We start from the raw sequence: 25,546 nt of genomic DNA, 5'->3' as shown, positions 1-25,546 counted from the left end.
TATTCATCACCTAATTCCGACTATAATTCGTAGCTTTTCGCAAAATATCATCTGAAGTATCCATTATTTCACCCTTACTTCTTTCAACAAATACATCTGGAACAATCCCAACACTTTGACTTTCAATTCCGTTAGGAAAAGTTACCCTAAGGCCAGAAAAATAAAATTTTAGGTCCTTATTCCCAATCAGAGGAATAGAAGAAATATCTCCATCAGAACCAGAAGTTGTCCGTCCTATTAGAATTGTCTTTTCGCTATTAGACTTGAGCATCATAGTAAGATACTCCGCCTTACTTTTAGTAGCTTCGGAAATTAAAACAAAAATCTTTCCATCAAATATATGATCGTCAGCACGTCTGAAAACCGTACCAAAAGATTCTCTTAATAGCCCCGGATACTCGTGAGTCGTCATAAACCTAACAAATGTCGTCGAATCCGGCACAAACATTCTCGCAAAAAGAAGAAAATCAGAATTGCAATAATCACGTGTGTCGATAATCACATTTTCAACTCCATTTAAAAGTTTAATCGTTGTATCCCTATCGGACCGCTTCCAATAGAAACTGTTCAAATACAAAGTCTTATTCGTAAGAAGTTCAAATCCTTTTTTAAGAGCTTTAGTGTCAGTATTTACATCATGCAAGAAACGAAAATGTTCAGGTATCTCGTTATAGTCCCAATTCACTCTAATCATCTTCCGAATGCCATTCATATAGTATGTAATCACAAAATTTTTCTTCTCACCCTCTCTGAAACTTAAAAGATCAAATTTCTCGAGGATATGTCTAGAAATCTCCTTTCTACCAGCACCGATATATCGTTCCAGCCTCTCAATCTTGTTTGAAATCGACTCTGAATCAAAATCTACAACGACTGCTCCATTTGTTATCCCCGTTTTCTGCGAAAAGTTCTTTTCGATAGAAGTAACAACTACCGAAGAATCATTAACAATCTTAAACTTCATTGGAACAGGAATAGGATTTGAATAACAGATACCAGCAAGTGTCAAAGAGTTTTCAGAAAGCAACGCATGGCCATCATATATAGACGCATTTAGTAAAGCAAGTTGCCGTCGATAGTTTTTTGATGAATTAGCCAAAATAAAAAGACCAATGTGTTTATTTAAAACACTTTCCCATGAATTTGGCAACATATATTTGTAGGGATAATAATAGAATATGATATTCCAATAACGATACAGTGATAATACGCGAAATCTTACGTCTATCAAATTGCTATCGTAGTAGGTATTCTCATGAAACACAGGAGAAGGCTTCTTAATTTGGGCCGGAGTTTCTACATAAACATTCTTAAACGGTCTAAATTTACTTTCTATTTCAAGCAACTTACTCCTTAACTCAGAATCAATAAATTGAATACTATCAATCCATCTGTGATTTACATTAACTCGCTCAGAAAGTTTAGCTCCCATTACAAAAAAATTCTCATGATGAGACGAAGAAATAGCATTATCATAAGCTAAATCGATTACGCTTTTTATCGATTTTCGAATATTCTTACTAGAACTATTATCCAATATACTCTCTATACTCTCAAGCGCAATAGCATCCCAGTCATTATTCTTTACGGATATCTTTGGAGAGAAATACTTCAAAAATCCCCATACTAGCCCTAAGCTATATAGTCCTTGAACTAAATTTTGATCTAGAAATATTCGTTTTTGCATACCATGAACCCACTCCGAATTTAATTCACCATCTTCCACGGCAACTGTCAACTTCCTAATCCCAATCTTTTTAACTCTATTCAAAATTAGACTACAAGAAACAGTATCAATTTCCTGCTCAAATGGTAAAGAAATTTTAAACTTTCTAGTAACAACTTGCTCATCAATAAAACAGACAGGTACATAACATGAAATAGCGCTCCTATTTTTAAGTTTGGCCTTAATGAAAACATATATCTGTGACGAGTCAAGATCTGAAAGTTTTTCTAACTCACCTCGCAACACTACAATGCCACTATTCCTCTTTATATCCCAAATTTTCTTATAGATAGAAACTCTGGTATGAATATTACTGGCATTAAATTCGCCCTCTTTATCAGAAGAAATACTAACAATATTTCCCATACTAGTTGACGAATTTATTAACGGCAAAACCCATTCTGAAGTACTGAACTTTTGAAATCCTTGTTGTGATTGAACCGGTATCTGTAAGCATAACAGAAACAACACTAAGATTATCCTTCTCATAGGTAAATAATAAACGTAAAAAGACACTCAAAATTGAATACTATTCGTATACTCACTAACAATCACTTTTTGGCTTTTTGCCACTACAGATTTATAATAGGAAAACAAAAAAAAATACATTCTAAATTCAATCAAGCGAGGTTTTTGTGTAAAAAGTCGATTAATAAACATATGAATGTGACTACCGACGAACTGCCAACTTTTCATATCAGCACAATCACTAAGCTTAATCAAATTCTCAACACCCATCAGATAATTATTTACTATTTTCCTTTGGGCTATCGAAAGCATATAGAAGCCAAAATTATCCTGTAGTTGGTCCTTTTGGGCTCTGTACAGATTAGAAAGCTCTTTTCTTACTGCTTTGTCTCTTTGATAACTAAACTCAAGAGCAAACTTTTCAAAATAGAATTTCAAAAAAGAAAACTTCTCGGTTTTGTCGATCTTCATAATATCTAATGTCTTATCAACTACATAGATACTTAATAAAAATATATCAGCACTATTATTGACTTTCCTAAATTGCCTAATCAGCTCGCATACAAAACAACTATTTAGCTGAAATAAATGCTCAGACAATCCAATACTCTTTTTGCCGTACCGCTCAATCTCACGCCTATAAGTACCAGAACATATATCACGTAAATAATTCTTGTCAATGAATTTCTTAAGCCGGAAATACACCTTCTCCAAAACACATCCAATCTCAGAGCCAACCTTGAAACGCAGTCTAATATGGGGCAGCGGATCAGCATACTTTATAAAAAACCATGTTTCTACAGATCCATTTTTTAGCAATAAATTAACGTCCCGCGCTAAAGCAGCCAATATTTCGTCAAAGTGCTTAGGCTTACAATATATTTTCAAATATAGCCATTCACTTCCAAGATAGAACGTACGCTTCGCCCCCAAGGAATTCAACCACGAATTATCAAATTTTGCAATTGCCTTATTCTCCCCACTTTGCTTCACCGGAATTAATATTTCATTAGCAAAGTAATTTCCCTCATAATTTTGAAGAGCAGAACCCGAATTCAAACCAGTTTCGGCCGCAAAAACAAATTCATGCAAATCTATTTGTCGGTATTTCTCCAAATTTTTTTTTAGAATTTCAAGACATAAGTCAACAGTCAAATCCAACACCAATTGATTGTCACCTTCGGCTATAGTGACTAATCGAGGAATATCTCTACTATTTTTAACTTCCCTAAATGCCCGTATAAAAAAAGAAAAACCCTTTGGAACATTAACAAAATCTGCTAGATATATTCTCCATCTGGCGCGAGAAACAATGCAATTCTTATATATCACACGAGGAAGATATGCTTCCGAATTCATCAATTTTCCCCATTTCCAAATAGACACAGGTTTCACATTTTGATATTGAAGGTCACTTAAGAAATGATATATATCGAGGCTATTTGTGGCATAATTATGCGCATTTGTTAGTTTGGGAATTACTCTTTTCTTTAACTTCTTAGAAAAGAGAATTATTTCACCATTTTGAACTCTAACGTATAAATCATTCAACATTATTTTAAAATCGCTCTTTACCTTTGAGAGCGACAAAAATTCGATTTCATACTTTGTCAGCTCCGGACGAGAAACTACGTTCCCAATCCTAGATTGAGGCAAATGAGCAATTTCAGCATTGATGTAGTCATCGCTCTCTTCTTCTTCGCTGATTGCCTTAATTTTATCATAAAGATCCGGCGATCCATGACAAAATCTACCAAACAACTTAGTGTTAGATAAGTTTACTCCCGAGATGTTATATTCTGCCTTATTGTTACTCCCTAAGAAATTTACAAATATAGTAAATGCGTTTGGAAGTGGGTTGGGAACCCGTGCCATCTTAATATCCTCCTGCTTGATCACTATTTCACTAGAACCTGATTTGATGAAATCAAGATACTTAGCAAACGATAGTCTTTCCAATAAAGACCCATCGTCAATATTTTCCATATTCGATCTTAAATTGGATAGTTCCGATGCAGTTCGGTACCCAATACCTGTTTCACTGTCAAGTACATCGACTAGCCTTACGGATTGTAACTCATAGATGTGAGTAAAGTTTCTCTTAAATCTCTCCATATACACGTTTTCATGCAAGTCAGTATTCAAAGCATTAAGATCACTTACTACATCTAAAATATCGCTGATAGCGCCTGCGCTTAGAGATAAATCATTTGATACTCCAAATGTATCCATTTGAAATAATCTACTCTCACTATATTTAAAGTCTGGAATAATACTATCTACAATAGATTTTACTGCAAAATAGCTCGACATTTCACCTTTTCCTAGCTTTATCACCTCTATATGTTTAGCAATCAATGCAAACGACTCACGTATACTAACCACACTTGGTTCAATTTCACTTATTCTAAATATTTCTCTAAAAAGAGAATCAAAAAATTCTTCTCCCGTAACATTTGGATCAATACTGCTATACAGGATATTATTTTCAATCAAACAATCGAGATAATCTTGCACTTCCCTTATCTCAAAACCATACTTAAGGGATATTTTTTTGCACAGAGAATCATAACATAAACCGTTCTTGCACAACAGAAAGATATCATAAATAATTGATGAATACTTTGTCTCGCTTAAATGAAAAGTGCGCTGTCCGTCTTGATCATATCTATACTCAATATATTTGACGGTCCCTGCGCATCTATATGCAGTGGAATTGGGAAAATACAATAGATGCTTTTTAATGGCGGGAATATTTCTCAATCGAATTGCTAAATGACATAAAAAATCCATATCCAAGCGAAAATGTCTCCTTATTGATGTACTGTCAATTATTAAATTAGTATTATGATCAATCTGCCCTACAGTACAACTAGCAAAGAGACCGAAAGGAGTGCAACGTGTACATGATCTCGCCAAATATTTCAAGAGTGATCTAAGTATGGATCTGCCGTCATTATTTTTAATATCAAGGCTTGTTTCAGTAGCATGCCTTTTTATTTCATAAAAAAGAACCGGCGACGCTAAGTACAACGCTTCGTAAAATTCATCAGTGAGATATCTAAAAACAGAGTGTGGCCCAACCCTATTTATTTCTTCGTATAGATTAAACAATGTTTGTATTGGAAAAATAGGGTTACGTACAAGAAAAAACGGAGAATCAAATTTTCTATTTTTCATAACAAAATCAGTTTCTAAGTAAAAGACATTTGTCCCAAATAGGCATAGACGGATAAATTCTGTTTAAAAGGCTAATCCCAACACCACTAATACCCTCTAGTAAACCAAACCTATTGTTATAACCGAACGTAGAATTCCAGTTTGTCCGCGCTGTTATCAAATTCCTCACTGGCTCAAGATAGCAAATAGTTCTATTATACCAATAATTTGATGATAAAAGAAACTCTTTTTCATTTGTTTCGAGGTAAAAATTATATAAAATATGAGAAATTCCAGAGGCTCCATGACATATTGCTGCGTCCTTTACTAGCCCCATTTCTGTATCACAGATTTTGCTAGCACTTCTTATGGCAAGAATTGCCTCATTAAGAATGTAATTGTCAGATAAAATCTTTCCGGCACTCCACAAACTGACAGCTACTCCGAGATCTCCGTAACACCAACCGAGGCGCGAATTGGAGCTATTAAAAGCGCCAATATCGCACTGATAGGGATATAAGGAAAAAGTGTCACCTCTATTTTTGCAACTTAAAATTGTATAAGCACACTTTCTAATGTAATCGACAAGAAATTCATTCTGATCTAAATATTCGTATACAGCTGATAGTATTGCAAGTATTGACGGCGTACCATGAGAAAGTCCTAAGTTTATAACTCCAGATTTTATTGATTTAGTTTTGAATTCATATGAAGGCCAGAATAGGAATTCATCAGTATTACAAGCTGCGTCGAGCAGTTTTCGAGTCATCCTGATAATGGCGTGTATGGTTAACTCATCTTTTGGTCTTCCAAGCAAATAGCGCAAAGCTCCCGATGCGCCATGCAGAAAGTCATAGTTTCCAGCTTCAATGGTTTTTATAAAAAAAAGTTCTGCTATACAATCAAGCTCCACCATATCCTGCTCAATCTCGCAATAGCCGGAATCAGACAAATAAGTCATCAACCACCCGGAGCCAATAACTCCAGAACAAAAGCTAACAGTCCCCGCATCCGAATATTCAAACTCCAAGTCTTTATCAAATAAATTTTCTATGACCTTATCTGCAAGTCTTTTACTCTCACAATTTGAAAATATTTGAGAATAATTATACAAAAATATTGATAAACCGGCAGAATTGCACAATGCTCCTTTATCAGATTTTATAAAAGAAATATTTTCCTTAATAATTCGATATATATTTTCAACTTGCGAGATAATATCACGCGTACTACTACATCCTACCATAGATATTAGTATTATAGTTTATCATATAAAGAAATCGTTAAATCAGACATTCGCTTCGAATTTAGCTTTTTTGAAATTAATTCTTTCGAATTTCTAATTAAAAAATCGCGCAATTTCTTAGATTCGTATAGTCTTTCAATGCATATTCTCAAGGATTCAATATCTATACCAGACACCGTACCATATGTACTTTTATGTACAGCTGATTTGATAGCATGAAAATCGTCTTTAAATAAACAGAATTCTGGTATATCACTCAATATTAAGGGAAGTCCATAATTCATCATTTCTAGAATCGAAAAACTAGACTGTTCTGAATATGAAGGCAATACACCAATATTTGCCAACCTATAGATAGCCGAAATTCTGTCGTTTGTCATATATCCTATCTTCAATATTTTACCTCTTACATCGTCTTTCAAATTAGCAAATATTGATAAATCGCCATCGCCAACAATCACAAGTTTAACTTTAGTTCTATTTTTTGAAAAGCTCGTAAATGAACTAATTAGTTCAACTAATCCCTTTCGCCTATTTAATCTTCCCACATACAATATAATAAAGTCATCAGAGGACAGTTCCATTTCATTTTTTAGTGTTTCAGTAACCTTATTATCCTGTGGGGGAGCGAAATGAACGCCATTATAAATAAGATTAGCTTTTTCCGGACAGATATGATTATAATCAATTGCTCTATGCATTGTAATATCCGACAAAAAAATACACGCATCTAGGTTGCTTAAATATTCCCTTTCGGAATTAAATAGGCTCCAATTTAATTCATCTGCCCGGTCATTCGTTTTAAATTCCGGTTTTTCAAAAAGTGCCGTATGCTGAGTACCAATAACTCGAAAACCTTTCTGCTTTGCTACAATCGCCATCCCTTTTTCTCCCACAGAATTTAGATGCACGATTCCAGTGCGACATTGTGTCAAATTTTGCAAAATCGCAAAACATGTTAGCGAGCGAAATTGCTCGCGAAACGCTATTTTACTTGTAGCATCAAATTCATCACGAAAATCAAATGATAGTGATATTTCAATAGATATCATTCCCGAAGTAGAACTATTTGATAATACTTTTACATCGGGTGTCGCCGCATAATTAATTTTTACCCAAAATATATTGTACTTATTGGAATCCAGTAGATAATGAAATAATATTCTCCTATAAGTACCGATACCATAATTTTTTCCCTCTCCGCGAGTATCAATAAAAAAAATATTTTTCCTTTTCAAGGTTTATCAAAATTTAACGATGTCGCTATAACAAATGAAATTATAAAGTCAAAATTAAAACTTTTTGGGTTTTTCATAATGACCCAAAATATATTTAAATTACCGAATTGATGTTCATCGTTTTCTAAAAAACACTCTGAACTATGTATCTCCCACCTGTCTCTAATATAACATCTTAAACATTGCTCGTCTTTAGTCAAAGAAGAAACAGCCTCCTTGATTAAAATTTCATTTTCTATAATTCTCAATATATCACTTTTATAGCTTCTAATTTCGTCACAATTACTCTCAAATAGCATAAACAAACTTAGGCATATTAGCGTTTTATGGTATCTATTATGTGTATCATAGTACTCCTTTATTAGATATGAAGGTAAATGTACAAGTGTATAGTCATCCAAGTACTTTACGCAATTATTTATCCTCATTGAGGCCAAAATAAGCAATTCCACTTTATCTCGATTTTCATTCAGAAAATTTTTACCTATACCCGGTATTGTCACCAAATTCGATTTTTTTAGCGGCATTTTCGTCTTATTATTTGTTCTATATAATTGCAAATAAGACAATTCATATATTGACAAAAATTTCGCTTTATACAACCATTTGTTAATAATTTTAGTAACTGGTTTAATGTCCGATTTCACTTCAATAGAGCGTAAAATAAAACCAATAGCCACGAGTGCCTTTAGATACTCTGACTTTTCACCTTTTCTACAATCCCTTACTTTACTATATATTTCCTTTATGAGCTGCGACAGGCACTCTATACCGAGATTCCAAATAAAGTCACTTTTAGCCAAAATTGCTACACCAATGATGGACAAACATTTTAATATTTGTGCGCTTGTATTTTCCCAAGATAGATTTGAGATCAGCGATATATACAAATCAATGCTCTCAACTTTACTAGTTTTCATATTTTCAATTTCTTGAAAATTTTCCATGCTACTTCTCATTGAAATCCTTTTGTTAAACTTTCCATATATCGTGAACAGATCAACAAACCAGTAAATTATTTTCTTCTGTTTTGTTAATTTAATATGTATGAATATTTTCCAATTTTAGTTAACAATAACTTAAATTAGTATGAGATAGTATGTCAAATAGGCTGATATATCAATCAAATAGTTATCTCATTTGAGGCTTCCCTCAAAAAATATTTATCGAGCTATATTCATGAGGAAGCATATGCAAAGAAAGAAAAGTAGAGATTTAAGACAATCATTACTCTACTTTTCTCAATTTATGGAACTTATAGCTACTTGTTTAACATTCTTTGCAAGTAGCATCATCTCCACACGTTGGGTCACCATAGCTATGCGGACACCCCTCCGTACACCTCGCGTAAGTACAATTTCTATCTGTGTGACATAGGTCGGCTGCCGATATATAACATGTCGCATTATCGAGGCCAGAGGCCGGATCACAATTACCTCCTCCCACGTTGCTTGCACAATCGGAAGTGCAACCCGACGTGCAATTGTCGGCGTATACAGTCATACCTCCACACCCATCTGTACATTGAGTGTAAGTCTCTGCAAATCCACCGATTATTTTGCGCTGTTCGTCTTTCGTTAGATCAATAATGTCCTTTTTCTTAAATGTTAACTTTTTAATCTTTTTCATATTAATTGATTTTAAAGTGAAAATTATCTTCTTGCATAGTAAAGTATAAATCCATTTCCTACTCTATTTTACATATTTAGTTAGGCAACAATCAATTAAATAGTCTTTATTCCGAATTACCAATTAACGCTCTTATGAATCTTCTTTTTTGAATCTGTATCGACACATCAACACTTTTATTTCGTCACTAATCACTATTTTTGCGTAAAACTTAATTTTCAAAAGCGAATAAAAACATTATGTATATTTGTTATTTACTAAGCAATTTACAGATAATATTATATATTACTATTCAAATTCATTGCTCGTATGAATGATACCTTGTAGTCATTTTTTAAAACGCAATGTATTTGGAATATATCAGACCCATTGTTACTCTTTTGAGCGATAAATTTCTTACTACTTTGTATCGATTTTTTCACCTTACAGATTTATTATTTCGCAGAACTGGCAATGAAGTATATTTTAACATCTAAGATCCGTCGCTTAATCGACTTGATACGCATAATCAAGTATCTAAAATCTATTATCGGAACGCGAACATTTCCGAGACTTTTCCTCTCCGACCACTACAACTCGCCACGTTTCTGTACTAACCATCCATACTACACGCTCTAGGATATTTCAGTAACCTAAAAATTGTCTTTCGATTACGATAACAGACCTAACTAAATACTTTAAAAGCAGAAAAATATATACTTGTGGTTGCAAAAAAATATTTATTCAAAGAGAGGATAGTTTCTCGGTAATTGAATAGCTAGTCGTTGTTTAAACATCTCAAGCAGTCTATCGTCAGTTATACATCGATTTTTTGCTACCTATTTGTGAATATACTTATTGTATTTACATAAAAAGAGTCTCTACTTATACCCCTTCCTGGGAAGCAAATAGACTTTCAACACAGTGGCAGAGGGCCCGAGTTTATTTCATATAGGTAAAAGGTATACACTTTTGGACACAAGTACCTGGGATAGAAAATCAAAATATTCTACTAAGAAAAATAACTAAATCAAGAAATGCAATTTTTTTTTAAATTAAATATAAAAATAATCACATGAAGTTTAATATACTAATGTTTGGCTTGTTTGAAGACTTCCCCCAAAAAGTGGGACAACATAAAATCGAAAAGAATAGTTATTTCACAGCAGGTTCGGCATCAATTTTCACGATCAGGGAATCCGTACAGTTGTACGACGCAAATATCCCGAAGCCTCCTTTGATATTGTTGCTCACATCGACGGGTTCTTTGAAAACGGGCAGGATACCTGATTCCTCCGCGTTTGTCAGCCAGGTATCATATTGTGACGAGGTCGCAAATTCCATGCTTTGCCACGCCTGGAAATACTTATGTGCTTCCGGGTTGTTCCATACCAGCTCATAAACCAGGAAATCGTTCCGATGGTGATGGGTAAAGGAAACCAGTTGCGGTTTCGGCGGGATAACACTGTGCCCGGTAGCCGTGACGCCATCCTGCGTTTGTACGGTAAGCGTAAGGCTGCTACCCGCCTCCAGGTCATGAAAGGGGTTGACACACTCATAACGCTCTGTATCCGCATAATAAGACAACAATGCCTCGCGCGTACCGTCCGAAATGGTCACGCGGGCATTCTTTTCGATGAGCATATCATAGGGAATCCTTTTAGAGAGGCCTGAAGCACGAAAAACGTACACCTTTAAAGATGAGTCCCGGGGAGAAACCACAGCACTCACCGACAACAGCTTATCCACCAACACGTTCTGAACCTCTACTCCCGGGTCACAAGACATCAGGCCCAACGCCAGAATCAATACCAACCACGCATCTCTCATATAGCTCCTATTCTAAAATTATAACTGATAGACGGAACGATCGAAAACATTGACCGACCCTTGATTTCAGCCTTTCTTCCGCCAACCGCGTTAGGGTCATTTGTTAAAAGAGGCTGACGCCTGGAGTAAGATCTTGCCGATCACGGTTGGTAAGATTAAAATCTATCATCCAGCAGGCCGGTTATCCTATGTGAAATACTGGCAGAAACAATCCGAAGAATTACAGCGAGAGATTGCTGGAGTTGACCCGGTAAATGGAATTTCATCATTGACGGAGCTTAAAATAATCAATTTAATAGGTGGTTTCATTGAGGAGTTCTTTACCAAGGTCGCAAATATGTACCATCTTGATCATGATACATTAATCGAAACCAACTACAGGCAAATTTTCGAAAAACTGGGAATCAGCGACCATTCCCATCTAACTGAACTTATAAAAGTATCCCGCATTTCTGACAGCCAGCTCAAAGAAATCGCTCTTGAAGCTTACTCAGAAAAGTTTGACACCAATACCTATTATTACAGCCTGAGAGGAAAACTAGAGAATAACTCCGGCCGTCACAAAAAGGCCAGGGATTCCTATAACAAATCGTTAGAAACAGATCCAACAAATACGGACGCATTAAATAACCTGGGATATCTCCTGCAACATGAGTTAGATTAGGGAGTACTTCACATGAACCGGCTCCCTTTTAATAAACTGGCTAAATCCATTGAATTGGTAGCAACCAAAGTAGCTCCCGAAGTCAGGAAGATGATCGGGAACAAATAAAGCTGATCGAGCTCCAAGACAACTCTTTAATTTAGTCTGGTAGGCAATTTAGCTACTTGAAAACGAATTTGTTGATTTTCAGCTGTTTATTATTTATTCGCTTAAGGTCCCGAAGGATGAATCATCCGATTCCCTAAATTTGACTGTAATCAGAATCTTAATATCACATGCTTGTCAGAAAAACACTACCCGTAAAGGCGATACTCGCATTCGCAGGACATCATTTCCTGTGGTTGAGTGGGTACATGCTCATCGTCTCCGTTTTGTACCGGGTCCTTGACTGGCACTGGATTTCCATTCCCTGGTTACCGGTGTCGCTGATCGGGACAGCGGTAGCTTTTTACGTTGGCTTCAAAAATAATCAGTCCTACGACAGGGTTTGGGAAGCCCGGAAGGTATGGGGAGCCATCGTAAACAGCAGCAGAAGCTGGGGAACAATGGTGAATGCTTTCGTTCGGAGTAACGAACTTTCGGAGGCTGAAATTAAGGCGGTAAAAAAGAAATTGATCTACCGTCATATTGCGTGGCTATATACTTTAAGAGAGCAGCTGCTGATCCCAACGCAATGGGAACACGTTAGCCTGAGAGGCCAATTCGGGAAGCTGGGCGCCAGGAGAAGAGAAACAGGAGGCGTAGGACTGTTCAAAGAGTATCTGAACCAGGTGCAAAAAGAGAACTATTTTTCTGAAATGACAGCGCTCGACTCATCAGCGAATAAGGCCACACAAATCATCAACCTTCAGTCTCTGGAGCTGACCGAACTTGAGGAAAACGGAACGCTGCACATGCGACGGCAGCTTGATCTGCAGAAAGTACTCAACGATTTTTACGATCATCAGGGAAGAGCAGAGCGTATCAAGAAATTTCCATTACCACGTCAGTACGCCAACATGAGCTTCATTTTTACCTGCCTTTTTATTTTCCTGCTGCCCCTTGGGATTGTGGCGGAGTTCACCAAGATAGGTGAGGCCGGTGTATGGCTGATGATCCCATTTGGTACCCTGGTCGGTTGGATTTACGTAGTAATGGAACTCATTGGCGACTATTCAGAGAACCCCTTCGAGGGGTTAGGGACGGACGTTCCGATGCTCTCCATCTGCCGAACCATCGAGATAGACCTGTTACAGATGCTTGGTGAGAATGATATACCGAAGCCGGTTCAGCCGGTAGGAGACGTACTAATGTAAAGTTTCAAACAAGTCGCTAATCCCTTCTATCCTCAATGAGTTGATTACCAACGCCTGTAAATACGCACTCCAGACAACCATCAATCTTGCCTCAACGATTCCTGCCACTATCAGAACGCTGAAATCAGACTTACCTTCTGCGACAACAGGACTGGATGCACCTAACCCCCTCAAAAATCGCCAGAGTAATACGCTGGGACTAAAACTCATACGTCTCCTTGCCGGGAAATTGAAGGACACTTACGATTTTACCTCAAATAAGTACGGTACAGTCTTCCAACTTTCCTTCTTCGCAGTGCAAAAAAAAGCAACAGTCCCCCTTTCTTTTCTTTCTTTGTCCGGCCGGGCAACAAAGAAAATGCCTGGTTCCACACGCTGCCGGCTAGGTCTTCGTGCGAGATGTAACGATTTCAAGCATGTGTTGCTCATTCATTCCGATGCAAAGTTCGAACAGGTGGCTACTGAAGCAGAAAGGGAATTTCCGGCATAAACACCAACCCTCGCGTACCTTTCTTTTATTCCGTTCCTCCCTTTCTTTGATCGCCACCGTCCGGTGGGAGCACCATAATCAATTTGTTCACTTTAGGCTTTTGATGATTATGGAAACGATGCTTCAGTCTAACACTCTTTTTCAGGTTGCCGAAATACAATTGCGCTACCGCAGCGGGGCTAAACTTTCAGATGCTCCGGTAGTGAGCCAGAGTTCGGATGCTTTCAGAATTCTTTCAGCCTGCTGGAACCCTGATACGATCGGACTCTTTGAAGAATTCAAGGTGCTTTTGCTCAACCGCGCCAATAAAGTGCTCGGAGTAATTAATCTTTCCAGTGGTGGCATGACCGGTACTGTTGTAGACATTAAGCTGGTTTTCGGCGCTGCGTTGAAATCAGCGGCCACCTGCCTGATCCTATCGCACAACCACCCTTCAGGTAATCTTAAGCCTAGCGAAGCCGATTTGACCCTAACCCGTCAACTCGTAGAAGTCGGGAAACTAATGGAGCTTCCCGTACTGGATCATATTATTCTGACTCCGGAAGGGACTTACAAATCTTTTGCCGATGAAGGATTAATGTGAGAGTCAATGAGCCACTAATCTTATTGAATGGAGATCAGTGGCTTTCTTTTTACTCATTTTTTATTTCCACGGAAGTCTCATCCGGAAGTCATTTCCTTGAGCTTCCCCATAAGCCCGGTTAACCCGGCTTTGGCCAGGCAATCACCCACTACCAGTTGTAGTTCTTTGGCAGCCTCCTTGTCAACCGCATTCAGACCGGTATCCTCTACCCGTATTCCCTTCTCTACTACCTGGCTTAACAGCAAGACCAGCTTTCTGGAAATCTTTAAATCCAGCTTGACTACATCGTTCATTCCCGGCGTGATCAACAGCGTTTCATACACCCGTACCAGTTCTTTTTGATCCATCTTACTCGCGTTTTCGTTCAACACTATTTCAAAGATAGCGCACGCAACATAAGGTTTTACTACCTGTTTGAATTTCAAACAGGTATTCAAGTTTGGCTAATTTCTGTTGTAAAACATCGCCGCCATTGCTGGATTTGTCAATTTCTGAAAGTTCATATTTTTGTTTGATTTGTCTACGAAGTGGGAGAAATTGATGGCGGTTGACTTGGCCCAATTCTGGGCTCTGAACATATTAATGATATCCCCTGTTGTATTTCTTGTGCGTTTGTTGGGCGTATACCATTTTGTAGTCGGCAAGTAGTTAGACACATTTTTGGTTTTTTGTGAGGCCAGCAGAAGCAAAGCGTAACATGCTGTTACAAAAGCGGGCACCTGCTGTACCTGTTCAGGTTTTCTGATTTGTGCCTGTCCGCAGCCAATTAAGGTTTTCTTGTCTTTAAATCCGACTTCGATTTCCCATCTCCATAAATAGGTCTGAAGTAATTGATTGACTGGTATATCCGGGTCGGTAGCGATAAGGTAAGCCGGCTGCCGGTAATATAATCTTGATTTGCGGGTAGGCCTGTAAGCAATAGGGCGAACAACAAGCAATACCAGATTTCTTTGGCCAGCTTTTCGCCACCTGATGTTTCTGATTACTTTGACATCAAAATGATGGATACTTCCTGAGGCCCATGCCTTCACCTGCTGCCATGGGTATTCATCGGATTGGCGTATTTGCTCCGGTGTGGGAAGTAATTGGCCATAATATTTATTCCGCCCGCGTCCCTTGTGTGCAGGTGGAGGAATTTCGTAAAACTTGCTGTCTTTACGGCACCGTCCAATCAAGGTTACCTGCTTGGGCAGGGCTTTGATGACCGTCTGATTGGTGTAGCTGCCATCGACGCTGATAAGAAGGCGGCGGTTCTCATATCCGTCCGTATCAAGCTTTTCTCTTAACTCTTGTATTCTTTCTGCTCCCACCACACTCATCTTGGTCTGTGCTTGTAGCTTCTTATAGGTGGACAATTCTTGCTGATCGGCATATTTGGACGGCTTTTTGACTGGCGGACAGTGATGAAAATCAACGGGAATGGCCCGTGCTATGCCCGGTCTTTGATCAAAAACAGACAACGACATGCCTATAAAACGCTGCCCCCAAACAAAATTGGAATGAAAATGCGGCCCAGCGGGTCTCGCAGCCATTTGGTACCAGCCACCTTTTTCCCTCTTTTACGTATAAGTGTATCATCCATATGCGCATAGATGGTTTCACGATCAAGATCGGGTAGTTGCTCAACGGCTTCTTTTCTGACAACCGAAAATAATTCACTCACATTCATTCGGTTGGCCGCAAAAAGACGATAAGCCCAACTCCAGTCTTTAAATTGCTGCTCGCTCCCACACAACATGCCCGTTATGGTACGACGCCCCAAACAATTCAACACCCCATGAGCCAGACTGATGGCTCTTTGGTGTGTTCTGGCCTGCTTGAAAGCACGGTTACATCTACTCCAAAGCAGGACAAACACGTCAATCAGGTTTTCTTCGGCAGTTTTTTTTTAAGGCCTTTCACCGCTTCATCACTCCGCTGAAGCACCAGACGCTGGTGATCATCTATAATCCATTCAACAACTTCTCCTTGTTGAAATTCAATCGCCTGCGCCACGGCGGCAGGAAAGTTGACATACCACTGCTCGCTGGCAGTTCGCTTGATAACCTGAATTTTTGTTGAATAACCCATATCTAGTTGATTAACTAGATATAAATCTCATAAAAAAAAGCCTCAATTCAAAATAATGAGGCTCTTTTTTGGGAAAATCTAGTAAACTGCCAAACTTGAGTACCTGTTTGAATTTCAAACAGGTAGTCTTTAAAGGTAAACTGTATACTTTTGCTGAATCCATTGCCGTAATGATGATCCATCATATCCTTGCCTAAGATGCGATACAGTTCTGTTCTTTTGTTTTTCTTTCTCTATGGGTGCAACAAGGTTAATGTACCCAATGATACAGCCGCTCAATTATCGGGTCGCTATAATGTAAAAACCTATGTAGTAAATGGCGATACCCTCTTAGGGGACGGTATCGATAAGTTCGGCTATAGCGCGTTTTACATAGAGGTAGGTAGAAAAAGCGCTGACTCATTAATCGTGACGATTCAAACCAAAAGAGAAGAAGCTCCTGCCGGAGCAACTTTTTTCAGGACTGCCGGATTTAAATCTAGGGAAGACACGTATGTGCTTTCCTATCCTAATTGGGAGATGCAAGACTACGAAAGTGAAATTTCCGGTCAGATCTTCCAGGAGAAAACAACCTTGCCAATGTCTTATTTAGTCCTTCCACCCAATTACATCCCGAAAAGCCCCGCCAATCCGAATCTGAATGGTGTAGTGATCGTAGCAGGAAAGCAGTCCAATTAACAAGGTCCCTCGCTTCCCTCACGCTATACCCTGTAGGATTCCGATCTTCCTACTAAAGCCGGCAACTCCCCCGTCTGAATGGGTATTTCGGAGAAGTTGACCACCTAATTTTCTGGCTAGAGGATTCATGGCGGTTGGATACGAATTAATTACAGAACGTCTATAAGGCAGCAGCCGATTCCCTGTTGTTGCTTGGATTCGCCATAGTCAGATCACCGGGAATATTGTGAATAAAAAAAAACCGATCGCAGTAAAAATTCCTTCTGAAGGCTTTTTATCAGAAGGCAATAACCTGAAAAACTTTTGGCAAACATGGAGGAAACAATCGGAATGCTGGCAAAAATCCTGATCGGGCTGGTCGCAATCGAGCATCTTTACATTCTTTGGATAGAAATGTTTGCCTGGGAAACCCTCGGCAAAAAGACTTTCAGAAGTTTTCCCGAATACTTGTTCAAGCCCACCAAAGCACTGGCAGCCAACCAGGGACTCTATAACGGGTTTCTCGCAGCGGGCCTTATCTGGTCCCTGCTGATTTCCAATCCTGAGTGGCAGAAAAACGTAGCGGTTTTCTTTTTAGCCTGTGTGGTGACAGCAGCTATCTATGGCGCTCTTACCGCTTCCAAAAGTATATTTATCAAACAGGGATTACCGGCGCTTGCAGCATTGATATTCGTCCTTCTGTCGTAAAAAGGAACTACAAATAATAAAACCGGACCGTAGAAAAACCATTTTCATTTTTTCAATACCGGGTTATAAGATCATTCCCTTACAAGCTTCAGCACTTTCCCGTCCGAAGTACGGAGCAGGTGGATACCCGGCGCGTACTTCTGCATGTCGAGTTTCAGTATTGGTTGTTCCACTTCCGGTTGCTCCAGGACGATACCTTATGCACAGATAAGTGCCGACATAACCGCTGTAGGATTTCGATCTTCCTATTAAAGCCGGCAACTCACCTGTCTGAAATTCAAACAGGTAGTGGTCGTATCGAAATCAGCCTCTACCTTCGTCTCACAAATTGTTTTTAAACGAGAAAGACTGAGGCGAATGGAAAAGCAAACACCTTCTTTTATTTCGTGGGAAAAACTCCGCGAAATTGACCTGGTCGGGTTCCTGGCATCGATCGGATATGAACCCGCAAAAATCAAAGGACTCAACTATTGGTATCGGTCTCCGCTTCGTAGTGAAAAGACCCCGTCCTTCAAAGTCAATGCCCGCTTGAACCGGTGGCATGATTTTGGCCCCGGAAAGGGCGGCTCGATTATTGATTTTTGTCTGGAATATTACCAAAGGGATTTTCAGGGAATAGTACAACTCTTGTCCGGACAAACCAGTTTGCCGAAAAAGGAGTTTCCAGAAATACCGGATGAGACGCCCCTCATTCTGGTAACCGGGGAGAAACCCATCACCTCTCCGGCACTGTTAGGCTATCTTAAAGCCAGGGGGATCCCGATCCGAATCGCTGAAGAGCACCTGAAAGAAATCAACTTCTCCTTGAACGGGAAGTCTCTCTTTGCCCTTGGTTTCAAGAACGATTTGGGCGGCTATGAAATCCGCAACCAATTCTTTAAAGGAAGTAGTACCCCAAAAGCGGTGAGCAGCATTTCAACAGGACACAACAGACTATCTGTCTTTGAAGGCTTTTTTGACCTTCTTTCCTATCTGACGTTACGTCCGGAAATTAAATGGCCGGAGACAGACTACCTGGTCCTGAATTCACTCTCCCTGTTAGAGCGATCACTCCCGCTAATCCTGGATTACCAAGCCGTATCGCTTTACCTGGATAACGATCAGGCCGGACTGAAAGCAACCGGATACCTGCTCGGTAAAAGCCGGATCATCCAGGTTGGTAGTGTGTATTACAAAGGCTCCCAGGATCTGAATGAATTCCTTGTTAGTAGGCGACCGAAACTAAGGGTATCCAGAAAGGTCAGATTATCTTGATCCGGATTAGAGGTAAAGCGTTGAAGGAATCGAGAGACTCAGCGTTTTCCAATGACTTTCAGAAGCGGGCTTATCCTTAAAAACCGGGAGCATATCCTATTTGCACCGGTTTTGGCAAGATGTACCGTTGTGCCACAACCGGAATGGGTGGGGCGCATCCTCCGAAGTCGGCGCCCCTGGTAATTGATACGTGTTTTATAGTTCAACTTGTGATAGAGCGAAATGTGATGAAAGAGCAAAAAAACAACCGCAGTCAATGGCTGCACATCCGCCTGAGCGCGGACGAGAAGCAGCAATTAGAAAAGGCAGTACAACAAACAACCTGCCGGAACATCAGCGACTATGCCCGAAAAGTATTACAGAAAAAGCCGGTGGTCGTAAGAGTCCGCGATGAATCAAAAGAAGAGCTACTCAATGAACTAACCGCTTTACGAAAGGAGCTAAACGCCATCGGAAACAACTTCAATCAGCTCATCCGAAAGATGCAGTTGTTAGGCCGAAAAGATCAGCTCGAAGCCTGGTTTAGGGCTTATCAAGCGGAGCGGGATAACTTCCCCGACCGCATGAGAAACATCGAATTCGAGCTAAAAAAACTGGTGCTTAAATGGTGGCCATAATCTTTAGCAGTAATAGCATCCGGGGCATTTTCCACTACAACGAGAACAAGGTAAAGGAAGGGAAAGCGGTGTGTCTGGAAGCGGTAAACTACCCGCTCCGGGCAGTAGACATGACCACTGAAATGAAGCTGGACAGGCTCAAAAAACACATCCAATTAAACCCGGGAGTCAAGGTAAACGCCGTCCATATCAGTCTGAATTTTGATTCTTCCGAGAAGCTTTCTGAAGGGCTTTTAAAAGAAATCGCGGGCCAGTACATGGAGCGTATAGGCTTTGGCGATCAGCCGTATTTACTCTATCAACACCACGATGCCGCCCATCCGCACTGTCACGTGGTGACTACCAATATCCGGTCAGACGGTAGTCGGATCAATCTGCACAACCTGGGGAAAGTACAATCAGAAGTAGCCCGAAAAGCGCTGGAAAAGGAATACAACCTGGTACGCGCCGAGGATCAAAAACGCAAACTCTTCCAGGTGAAACCGGTAGATGTTGGCATTATCGAATATGGTAAAATCCAGACCAAACGCGCGATAGGAAACGTGCTCACCAGTGTGTTAAACCAATATACCTACACCTCGCTTGCCGAGTTGAACGCCGTTCTAAATCTTTATAACGTCACGGCCGACAGAGGCACTCCCAACTCGCGTACCTATCGATCCGGCGGGCTTTCCTACCGACTGTTGGATGAAAAAGGCAATAAGATCGGGGTGCCAATCAAAGCGAGTTTGCTTCCGGGTAAGCCTGGGATAAAGTATTTAGAAGGTCGCTTTCAGCTGAACAAAACGCGCCGGAAAGAGCATCAACTCCGGCTCAAATCAGCGGTAGATGGGGCATTATTTCTTTCGTCCCGGCCCACGTTGCCGGGTATGATCCAAGAGCTAAAAAAGCAGGGGATTGATACGGTGATCAGGGTCAATACGGAAGGACGAATCTACGGGATCACCTTTGTGGATCATGTCAGAAAAATAGTTTTCAACGGGAGCGATCTGGGCAAGAACTACAGTGCACAAGCAATTGTGGACCACCTGCTAAAAGTGGCGCACGAGCATCCTTCAGAGATAAAACCAGTCCTAACGCAAGAGCAGTCTCTGTCGATAAAGGAAACGGCGCAAGGGAATAGCAACCTATCCCAAGAAGGGCTTCTGGAATCGCTGATGGCCCCCGAGCACATTCATCGATACACCCCGCAATACGGTGTAACCCGGAAGAAAAAAAGAAAGCGAAAATTGTTTTAACCACCTTTTATAACGAACATCACGATGGCCAACCAGACAGGAGGAAACGAACAGGGCTTAAGGAAGATTCTGGATATGACACGCCTGATCTCCCTTGTCCTTTTAGGGCTTCATTTTTACTATTATTGCTATGCGGCCTTTACAGAATGGGGACTGGTATACGAGTTTTCAGATCGGGTTTTGAGTAACATTGCTGGCACCGGACTGTTTACCAGCTTCCATTTATCGAAAGCATACGCGCTGTTGTTTTTGATCATCTCCTTGATCGGATCCAGGGGTAAGAAAAGTGAAAAACTCTTTTACAAGACGGCTTGGGCCTATCTCATTCCAGGCTTATTTATCTACGCGATCAGCTTTTTGGTGCTGTATATACCGGCAACCGTTACCGTCAAGTCGGTCTCTTATTTTCTGATTACTGGAACCGGCTACCTGCTATTTCTAAAGGGTGGCACCATTCTTTCCAGGATCATCAAAGACAGGCTGAAGGATGATATTTTCAACGAGGAGAACGAGACTTTTCCGCAGGAAGAAAGGCTGCTGGAAAACGAGTTTTCAGTCAATCTTCCAGCCAGGTATCAGCTTAAAAACAAGCTCCGAAGCAGCTGGATCAACTTTATCAACCCGTTCCGGGGCCTCTTGGTAGTGGGGACGCCCGGGGCTGGAAAAAGTTACTTTGTGATACGTCATGTGATCACCCAGCATATCAGCAAAGGTTTTTCGATGTTTGTCTATGACTTTAAAATGCCGGATTTGTCGCTGATCGCGTACAATACTTGGCTGAAAAATCAAGATAAATATCCGGCAGGAACTGCTTGCTATTTTATCAATTTTGATGACCTGTCCAGGGGCCACCGGTGTAACCCGCTGGATGCTTCCGGGATGCTGGATATTACCGATGCGGCCGAGTCCGCACGTACCATCCTGCTGGGCTTAAACCGCGAGTGGATCAAGAAACAGGGTGATTTCTTTGTAGAATCTCCTATCAATTTTCTGACCGGAATTATCTGGTACTTGCGCAAATACCAGGATGGGATGTTCTGTACACTGCCCCATGTGATCGAGTTTTTGATGCTGGATTACGATAGTCTGTTTACGCTCCTGCGAACCGAAAAGGAGATTGAGGCCCTCGTGAATCCGTTTGTGACCGCGTACCTAGCCGATGTGATGGAGCAACTGGAAGGTCAGATTGCCAGTGCGAAAATATCGATGGCAAGGCTATCTTCACCGCAACTATACTATGTGCTGAGCGGGTCAGATTTTACCTTGGATATAAACGATCCGAAAAGCCCCAAGCTTATCTGTATGGGCAATAACCCGCAGAAAATCCAGACGTACGGAGCGGTACTTTCCCTTTTTGTCAACCGGCTGGTAAAGGTGGTCAACCAGAAAGGAAAACTGAAATCCAGCCTGGTTTTTGATGAGTTTCCGACGATCTACCTTAACGGGATTGACAGCCTGATCGCTACTGCCAGGAGTAATAAAGTGGCTACTACTTTGGGCATCCAGGATCTCTCTCAGCTCCGAAAAGACTACGGGAAAGAGCAGGCCGATGTGATTATGGGGATTGTGGGGAATGTTATTTCCGGCCAGGTAACGGGGGATACAGCCAAGCAGTTATCCGAGCGAATCGGGAAGATTATGCAGGACCGGCAAAGCCTTTCCATTAACCGAACAGACACTTCAATCAGTAAGTCGAAGCAGTTGGAGGCGGCGGTACCGGCTTCTAAAATAGCTGGACTTAGTTCCGGTGAGTTCGTGGGGCTGGTAGCGGATGATCCAACTAACAAGATTGAGCTCAAGGCATTTCACTGTGAGATTGTGAATGATCATGATACGTTGAAGGCTGAAGAAGGTGCGTATCGGCCGATACCAGAGGTACGGAAAATCACTCCGGCTATGGTGCAGCGGAACTATGATCAGATACGACAGGACGTTCAGGGTTTAAGAGATGCGGAGATGGAGAGGATAGGGAATGATCCAGGGCTGCGGCATTTGGTAGTGAGAAAGCGAAGCCCTTAATCTGGAGTATCTCATTTTTGATATCCTTTTATTTCAGAAACTTCGCAAAATTCTCTGAAACAAACTTAAATGTTAACTTCGGCCGTCCAACAGCTTGATAGTACATTACTAATCCCTATTTTCACCTTTTATAAAGCTACTTTTACCCTTGATTTGATGAATTTTACCTCTGGTCAACGTATCTCCAATCGGGATGAAGACTTTATCATCAACGATGCGATTCACAACAGCACCGGCTGGATATTAAGAGTGGAAGGTATTTCCGAATTGGTGAAAGGCAAACGCTTTGTGTTTGATACCCGCATCGATAACGAAATAAAGGGACTCAACCCTATCGATACCAGGCTGATAGCCGACACCGACTATGGCTACCGTAAAACCAAGCTTTTTATCGAGAACCAGATGCGCAACGGTGTACAGCAAACAAATAACTGTTGCCCACAAAGCGGCGTTTAACCTCGCCACTTACCAGCTCGAGCCCACCCTCAAAGCTTTTGACCTACCGCATCCGCGCAATCCTGATCGCCGATGGCGTAGGCTTGGGAAAAACCGTCGAAGTAGGCATTTTTCTCTCCGAAATGATCAAGCGAGGGAAGGGAAAACGAATCATGGTGTTGACACTCAAGTCCATTCTCGGTCAGTTTCACCAGGAAATTTGGAACCGCTTTGCGATCCCGCTGGTGCGCCTCGACTCGGAGGGTATCAAAAAAATCAAATCGGAGCTGCCGCTCAACAAAAACCCTTTCGAATATTACGATCAAACGATCGTGTCAATCGACACGCTGAAAAATAACGGGCAGTTTCAACAGTACATCGAAAAAAAAGGTGGGACATCATCGTGATCGACGAGTGCCATACCGTAGCCAACGCCAGCTCCCAACGCGGCGGGCTCGCCCAGTTGCTCAGCACAAAACGTGAATCCCTGGTGCTCACTTCGGCCACCCCACACAATGGAAAAAAGTAGAGTTTTGCAAATCTGATCAACATGATCGAGCCCTTGGCCATCAAGGACGAGCTTAACTACAGCAAAGAAAGAGATCCTTCCCTATTGCGTCCGCCGCTTTAAGAACGACATCGAAGACGAATCGGTACGCTCCAACTTTCAGGATCGGAATGTTGTTTTTATCCACGCCGAATTGGGCCCCGACGAAAATGCTTTTCTCCAACTGCAACAACAAATAAAGTTTGAGGCCATCCATACCTTGGTTGCTGCCGAAATCAAGGAAGGACACTTCGCCGGTAAGTCAAAGCAAAACCCAAACGGGACCTGCTGTTCGCGATTGGCTTGTTTAAATCGTACCTGTCGTCGCCAGAAGCTGCCCTGAGCACGTTGAATAACCGGATTGATAAGCTGAACCCGATTGGAGAGCTGCATAATGACGTTGAAAACAATCTCGACTTTTTAAAAATACGCAAAAACCCCGAAAAAGGCAAGAAATTGCCATATTCGGGGTTTTGTTTTATCTCAATACTGTTATTGCTATTTAATTAAGAAGAGAAAGGGATGAGCGGCTGCATTTCTCAAATGTCGAAGAAATTTCGCCTCACTTTTATCTGCTACCTGCAAAAAACGAGGATGGTTCTTCAAGCTCTCAAAACTAAAAACACCCAGCATAGCTATTCCTATTATTCCAACTTCCCTAATTGACTCATGAGACATGCATATTCTGAAATAATTGCGTTTATCCACATGAGTAGTTCAGACACCCGGACATATACCATTTCGACGATTTTTTATAACTTACAGGCAATACAAATAGAAGATTCATAAGTTATGAAAGTCCGGTATGATGAGAACGGAATCCATTTTTTTGACAGAAGGACTGGTGCCAACCTTTTAATAGACGAGCTTAGCGTCGAACCATCTCAATGGGCAAAATCGCCACGTCACGTCTCCTTCGCATTGACCAACAGCTGCGATCTGCGCTGTGGCTACTGTTATGCCCCTAAACATAGAGCAGAACTTGACTTTGAAAGGCTGAAAAGCTGGATCACAGATATCGACCGGAACGGATCACTTGGCGTTGGTTTCGGAGGTGGGGAACCAACGATCTACAAGGATTTCGTCGAGCTCTGCAAATACACTTCAACGCAGACAAGCCTTTCGGTATCGTTTACGACCCATGGGCATCGCGTAGCAGCTTCGATGGCTGAGCAATTGAGCGGCCATGTGCATTTTATCCGTGTCAGTATGGACGGACTAGGGGCAACCTATGAGCGCCTTCGTGGTCGATCGTTCGAACAGTTTTTATCAGCTATTTCAATTCTCAGGACAATCGCGCCCTTCGGCATCAATTATGTGCTGAATGCAGACACGGTTCATGAGTTGAAGGAGGCTATAGTTTATGCGCAAAATCTTGGTGCCCGGGAATTTCTAATTCTTCCGGAAATAGATAAGAATGGCGGCTTCCATCCAAGCCACTTGAAGTATCTTAGGGATTTTCTGACAGATTATAGGGGTAATTTACCATTAAGGATCAACGAAAACTGTACAGACGGTATGCCCGTGGCCGATCCATTCAAAGATCTGGATCCGATCAATGCCTATGCTTTTGTCGATGCCAGAGGTATTTTGAAGCGAACGTCCTATGAACTCGGCGGAGTGGACATTTCTCAAGGCAATATCCTATACGGGCTGGAGATCATGCGATCGCAGTTGATCAACTAAATGCTACA

The 25,546-nt window shown here is 40.9% G+C and carries 25 protein-coding genes; 14 read left to right on the top strand and 11 right to left on the bottom strand.

Going from position 1 to position 25,546, the window contains the following annotated elements; translation table 11 throughout:
• Nucleotides 1-10: 10 nt before the first annotated feature.
• The 7 genes from ABD852_RS00195 to ABD852_RS00170 all read right to left on the bottom strand — a co-directional run bounded on the left by ABD852_RS00195 (nucleotide 11) and on the right by ABD852_RS00170 (nucleotide 11,275).
• Nucleotides 11-2,092 carry a S41 family peptidase gene (locus ABD852_RS00195; RefSeq protein WP_345025966.1) on the bottom strand — a complete coding sequence of 694 codons (2,082 nt, stop codon included), beginning with the start codon at nucleotides 2,090-2,092 and terminating at the stop codon, nucleotides 11-13.
• Nucleotides 2,093-2,242: 150 nt separating this feature from the next.
• Nucleotides 2,243-5,374, bottom strand: a complete 3,132-nt coding sequence (locus tag ABD852_RS00190; RefSeq protein ID WP_345025965.1) for a lantibiotic dehydratase — start codon at nucleotides 5,372-5,374, stop codon at nucleotides 2,243-2,245.
• Nucleotides 5,375-5,381: 7 nt separating this feature from the next.
• Nucleotides 5,382-6,599 carry a lanthionine synthetase LanC family protein gene (locus tag ABD852_RS00185; RefSeq protein WP_345025964.1) on the bottom strand — a complete coding sequence of 406 codons (1,218 nt, stop codon included), beginning with the start codon at nucleotides 6,597-6,599 and terminating at the stop codon, nucleotides 5,382-5,384.
• Between the two features lie 11 nt (nucleotides 6,600-6,610).
• A complete protein-coding gene (locus tag ABD852_RS00180; RefSeq protein WP_345025963.1) occupies nucleotides 6,611-7,837 on the bottom strand; it encodes a glycosyltransferase in 1,227 nt (408 codons plus the stop codon).
• Entirely contained in the window at nucleotides 7,834-8,796 is a 963-nt protein-coding gene (locus ABD852_RS00175; protein ID WP_345025962.1) for a hypothetical protein, read from the bottom strand. Before ABD852_RS00175 ends, ABD852_RS00180 begins: the two co-directional genes overlap by 4 nt.
• A gap of 310 nt (nucleotides 8,797-9,106) precedes the next feature.
• A complete protein-coding gene (locus ABD852_RS23025) occupies nucleotides 9,107-9,466 on the bottom strand; it encodes a class I lanthipeptide (RefSeq protein ID WP_425568737.1) in 360 nt (119 codons plus the stop codon).
• Between the two features lie 1,134 nt (nucleotides 9,467-10,600).
• Complete coding sequence (locus tag ABD852_RS00170) at nucleotides 10,601-11,275, bottom strand: DUF4249 family protein (RefSeq protein ID WP_345025961.1); 675 nt, start codon at nucleotides 11,273-11,275, stop codon at nucleotides 10,601-10,603.
• Nucleotides 11,276-11,375: 100 nt separating this feature from the next.
• Between ABD852_RS00170 and ABD852_RS00165 the strand changes: the two genes are divergently transcribed.
• The 4 genes from ABD852_RS00165 to ABD852_RS00150 all read left to right on the top strand — a co-directional run bounded on the left by ABD852_RS00165 (nucleotide 11,376) and on the right by ABD852_RS00150 (nucleotide 14,307).
• A complete protein-coding gene (locus ABD852_RS00165; RefSeq protein ID WP_345025960.1) occupies nucleotides 11,376-11,939 on the top strand; it encodes a tetratricopeptide repeat protein in 564 nt (187 codons plus the stop codon).
• A 275-nt stretch (nucleotides 11,940-12,214) separates the two neighbouring features.
• On the top strand, nucleotides 12,215-13,234 hold the full coding sequence (locus ABD852_RS00160) for a bestrophin family protein (protein WP_345025959.1): 1,020 nt from the start codon (nucleotides 12,215-12,217) through the stop codon (nucleotides 13,232-13,234).
• Nucleotides 13,235-13,274: 40 nt separating this feature from the next.
• Nucleotides 13,275-13,724 carry a hypothetical protein gene (locus ABD852_RS00155; RefSeq protein ID WP_345025958.1) on the top strand — a complete coding sequence of 150 codons (450 nt, stop codon included), beginning with the start codon at nucleotides 13,275-13,277 and terminating at the stop codon, nucleotides 13,722-13,724.
• A 109-nt stretch (nucleotides 13,725-13,833) separates the two neighbouring features.
• Entirely contained in the window at nucleotides 13,834-14,307 is a 474-nt protein-coding gene (locus tag ABD852_RS00150) for a JAB domain-containing protein (protein WP_345025957.1), read from the top strand.
• 77 nt (nucleotides 14,308-14,384) lie between these two features.
• Here ABD852_RS00150 and ABD852_RS00145 read toward each other — a convergent pair whose 3' ends face one another.
• The 4 genes from ABD852_RS00145 to ABD852_RS00130 all read right to left on the bottom strand — a co-directional run bounded on the left by ABD852_RS00145 (nucleotide 14,385) and on the right by ABD852_RS00130 (nucleotide 16,377).
• A complete protein-coding gene (locus ABD852_RS00145; RefSeq protein ID WP_345025956.1) occupies nucleotides 14,385-14,654 on the bottom strand; it encodes a hypothetical protein in 270 nt (89 codons plus the stop codon).
• Nucleotides 14,655-14,750: 96 nt separating this feature from the next.
• On the bottom strand, nucleotides 14,751-15,839 hold the full coding sequence (locus tag ABD852_RS00140) for a hypothetical protein (protein WP_345025954.1): 1,089 nt from the start codon (nucleotides 15,837-15,839) through the stop codon (nucleotides 14,751-14,753).
• A complete protein-coding gene (locus ABD852_RS00135) occupies nucleotides 15,776-16,165 on the bottom strand; it encodes a hypothetical protein (RefSeq protein ID WP_345025952.1) in 390 nt (129 codons plus the stop codon). The genes ABD852_RS00140 and ABD852_RS00135 overlap by 64 nt, the downstream gene beginning before the upstream one ends.
• A gap of 5 nt (nucleotides 16,166-16,170) precedes the next feature.
• Nucleotides 16,171-16,377, bottom strand: coding sequence for a hypothetical protein (locus tag ABD852_RS00130; protein WP_345025950.1), 207 nt, complete (start codon nucleotides 16,375-16,377; stop codon nucleotides 16,171-16,173).
• A gap of 198 nt (nucleotides 16,378-16,575) precedes the next feature.
• Between ABD852_RS00130 and ABD852_RS00125 the strand changes: the two genes are divergently transcribed.
• The 10 genes from ABD852_RS00125 to ABD852_RS00085 all read left to right on the top strand — a co-directional run bounded on the left by ABD852_RS00125 (nucleotide 16,576) and on the right by ABD852_RS00085 (nucleotide 25,538).
• Nucleotides 16,576-17,055: a hypothetical protein gene (locus ABD852_RS00125; protein WP_345025949.1), complete on the top strand. Its 480-nt coding sequence runs from the start codon at nucleotides 16,576-16,578 to the stop codon at nucleotides 17,053-17,055.
• A 324-nt stretch (nucleotides 17,056-17,379) separates the two neighbouring features.
• A complete protein-coding gene (locus ABD852_RS00120) occupies nucleotides 17,380-17,742 on the top strand; it encodes a DUF1304 domain-containing protein (protein WP_345026250.1) in 363 nt (120 codons plus the stop codon).
• Nucleotides 17,743-18,099: 357 nt separating this feature from the next.
• Entirely contained in the window at nucleotides 18,100-18,996 is an 897-nt protein-coding gene (locus ABD852_RS00115; RefSeq protein ID WP_345025947.1) for a toprim domain-containing protein, read from the top strand.
• Nucleotides 18,997-19,223: 227 nt separating this feature from the next.
• Complete coding sequence (locus ABD852_RS00110) at nucleotides 19,224-19,613, top strand: plasmid mobilization protein (protein ID WP_345025945.1); 390 nt, start codon at nucleotides 19,224-19,226, stop codon at nucleotides 19,611-19,613.
• Complete coding sequence (locus tag ABD852_RS00105) at nucleotides 19,601-20,851, top strand: relaxase/mobilization nuclease domain-containing protein (protein ID WP_345025943.1); 1,251 nt, start codon at nucleotides 19,601-19,603, stop codon at nucleotides 20,849-20,851. Before ABD852_RS00110 ends, ABD852_RS00105 begins: the two co-directional genes overlap by 13 nt.
• A 24-nt stretch (nucleotides 20,852-20,875) precedes the next feature.
• Nucleotides 20,876-22,870, top strand: coding sequence for a conjugal transfer protein MobC (mobC, locus tag ABD852_RS00100; protein WP_345025941.1), 1,995 nt, complete (start codon nucleotides 20,876-20,878; stop codon nucleotides 22,868-22,870).
• Nucleotides 22,871-23,026: 156 nt separating this feature from the next.
• Nucleotides 23,027-23,326 (top strand): hypothetical protein, encoded by a 300-nt coding sequence (locus tag ABD852_RS00095; protein ID WP_345025940.1) that lies wholly within the window; start codon nucleotides 23,027-23,029, stop codon nucleotides 23,324-23,326.
• Nucleotides 23,327-23,364: 38 nt separating this feature from the next.
• Nucleotides 23,365-23,712 carry a DEAD/DEAH box helicase family protein gene (locus tag ABD852_RS00090; RefSeq protein WP_345025938.1) on the top strand — a complete coding sequence of 116 codons (348 nt, stop codon included), beginning with the start codon at nucleotides 23,365-23,367 and terminating at the stop codon, nucleotides 23,710-23,712.
• Complete coding sequence (locus tag ABD852_RS23020) at nucleotides 23,709-23,834, top strand: hypothetical protein (RefSeq protein WP_425568736.1); 126 nt, start codon at nucleotides 23,709-23,711, stop codon at nucleotides 23,832-23,834. Before ABD852_RS00090 ends, ABD852_RS23020 begins: the two co-directional genes overlap by 4 nt.
• A gap of 810 nt (nucleotides 23,835-24,644) precedes the next feature.
• On the top strand, nucleotides 24,645-25,538 hold the full coding sequence (locus ABD852_RS00085; protein WP_345025936.1) for a radical SAM protein: 894 nt from the start codon (nucleotides 24,645-24,647) through the stop codon (nucleotides 25,536-25,538).
• Nucleotides 25,539-25,546: the final 8 nt, after the last annotated feature.

The organism is Ravibacter arvi (assembly GCF_039540405.1).
Lineage (GTDB): Bacteria > Bacteroidota > Bacteroidia > Cytophagales > Spirosomataceae > Ravibacter > Ravibacter arvi.
This window is presented reverse-complemented; position numbering and strand designations above follow the sequence as displayed.

Excerpts from the sequence above, each read along its gene's own strand:
- ABD852_RS00150 (WP_345025957.1), top strand. The coding sequence starts at position 13,834 with ATGGAAACGATGCTTCAGTCTAACACTCTTTTTCAGGTTGCCGAAATA.
- ABD852_RS23025 (WP_425568737.1), bottom strand. The coding sequence starts at position 9,466 with ATGAAAAAGATTAAAAAGTTAACATTTAAGAAAAAGGACATTATTGAT.
- ABD852_RS00095 (WP_345025940.1), top strand. The coding sequence starts at position 23,027 with ATGAATTTTACCTCTGGTCAACGTATCTCCAATCGGGATGAAGACTTT.
- ABD852_RS00185 (WP_345025964.1), bottom strand. The coding sequence starts at position 6,599 with ATGGTAGGATGTAGTAGTACGCGTGATATTATCTCGCAAGTTGAAAAT.
- ABD852_RS00160 (WP_345025959.1), top strand. The coding sequence starts at position 12,215 with ATGCTTGTCAGAAAAACACTACCCGTAAAGGCGATACTCGCATTCGCA.
- ABD852_RS00105 (WP_345025943.1), top strand. The coding sequence starts at position 19,601 with ATGGTGGCCATAATCTTTAGCAGTAATAGCATCCGGGGCATTTTCCAC.
- ABD852_RS00140 (WP_345025954.1), bottom strand. The coding sequence starts at position 15,839 with ATGGCTGCGAGACCCGCTGGGCCGCATTTTCATTCCAATTTTGTTTGG.
- mobC (WP_345025941.1), top strand. The coding sequence starts at position 20,876 with ATGGCCAACCAGACAGGAGGAAACGAACAGGGCTTAAGGAAGATTCTG.
- ABD852_RS00195 (WP_345025966.1), bottom strand. The coding sequence starts at position 2,092 with ATGGGAAATATTGTTAGTATTTCTTCTGATAAAGAGGGCGAATTTAAT.
- ABD852_RS00085 (WP_345025936.1), top strand. The coding sequence starts at position 24,645 with ATGAAAGTCCGGTATGATGAGAACGGAATCCATTTTTTTGACAGAAGG.
- ABD852_RS00190 (WP_345025965.1), bottom strand. The coding sequence starts at position 5,374 with ATGAAAAATAGAAAATTTGATTCTCCGTTTTTTCTTGTACGTAACCCT.
- ABD852_RS00170 (WP_345025961.1), bottom strand. The coding sequence starts at position 11,275 with ATGAGAGATGCGTGGTTGGTATTGATTCTGGCGTTGGGCCTGATGTCT.
- ABD852_RS00175 (WP_345025962.1), bottom strand. The coding sequence starts at position 8,796 with ATGAGAAGTAGCATGGAAAATTTTCAAGAAATTGAAAATATGAAAACT.
- ABD852_RS00130 (WP_345025950.1), bottom strand. The coding sequence starts at position 16,377 with ATGGGTTATTCAACAAAAATTCAGGTTATCAAGCGAACTGCCAGCGAG.
- ABD852_RS00115 (WP_345025947.1), top strand. The coding sequence starts at position 18,100 with ATGGAAAAGCAAACACCTTCTTTTATTTCGTGGGAAAAACTCCGCGAA.
- ABD852_RS00145 (WP_345025956.1), bottom strand. The coding sequence starts at position 14,654 with ATGGATCAAAAAGAACTGGTACGGGTGTATGAAACGCTGTTGATCACG.
- ABD852_RS00125 (WP_345025949.1), top strand. The coding sequence starts at position 16,576 with ATGCGATACAGTTCTGTTCTTTTGTTTTTCTTTCTCTATGGGTGCAAC.
- ABD852_RS00110 (WP_345025945.1), top strand. The coding sequence starts at position 19,224 with ATGAAAGAGCAAAAAAACAACCGCAGTCAATGGCTGCACATCCGCCTG.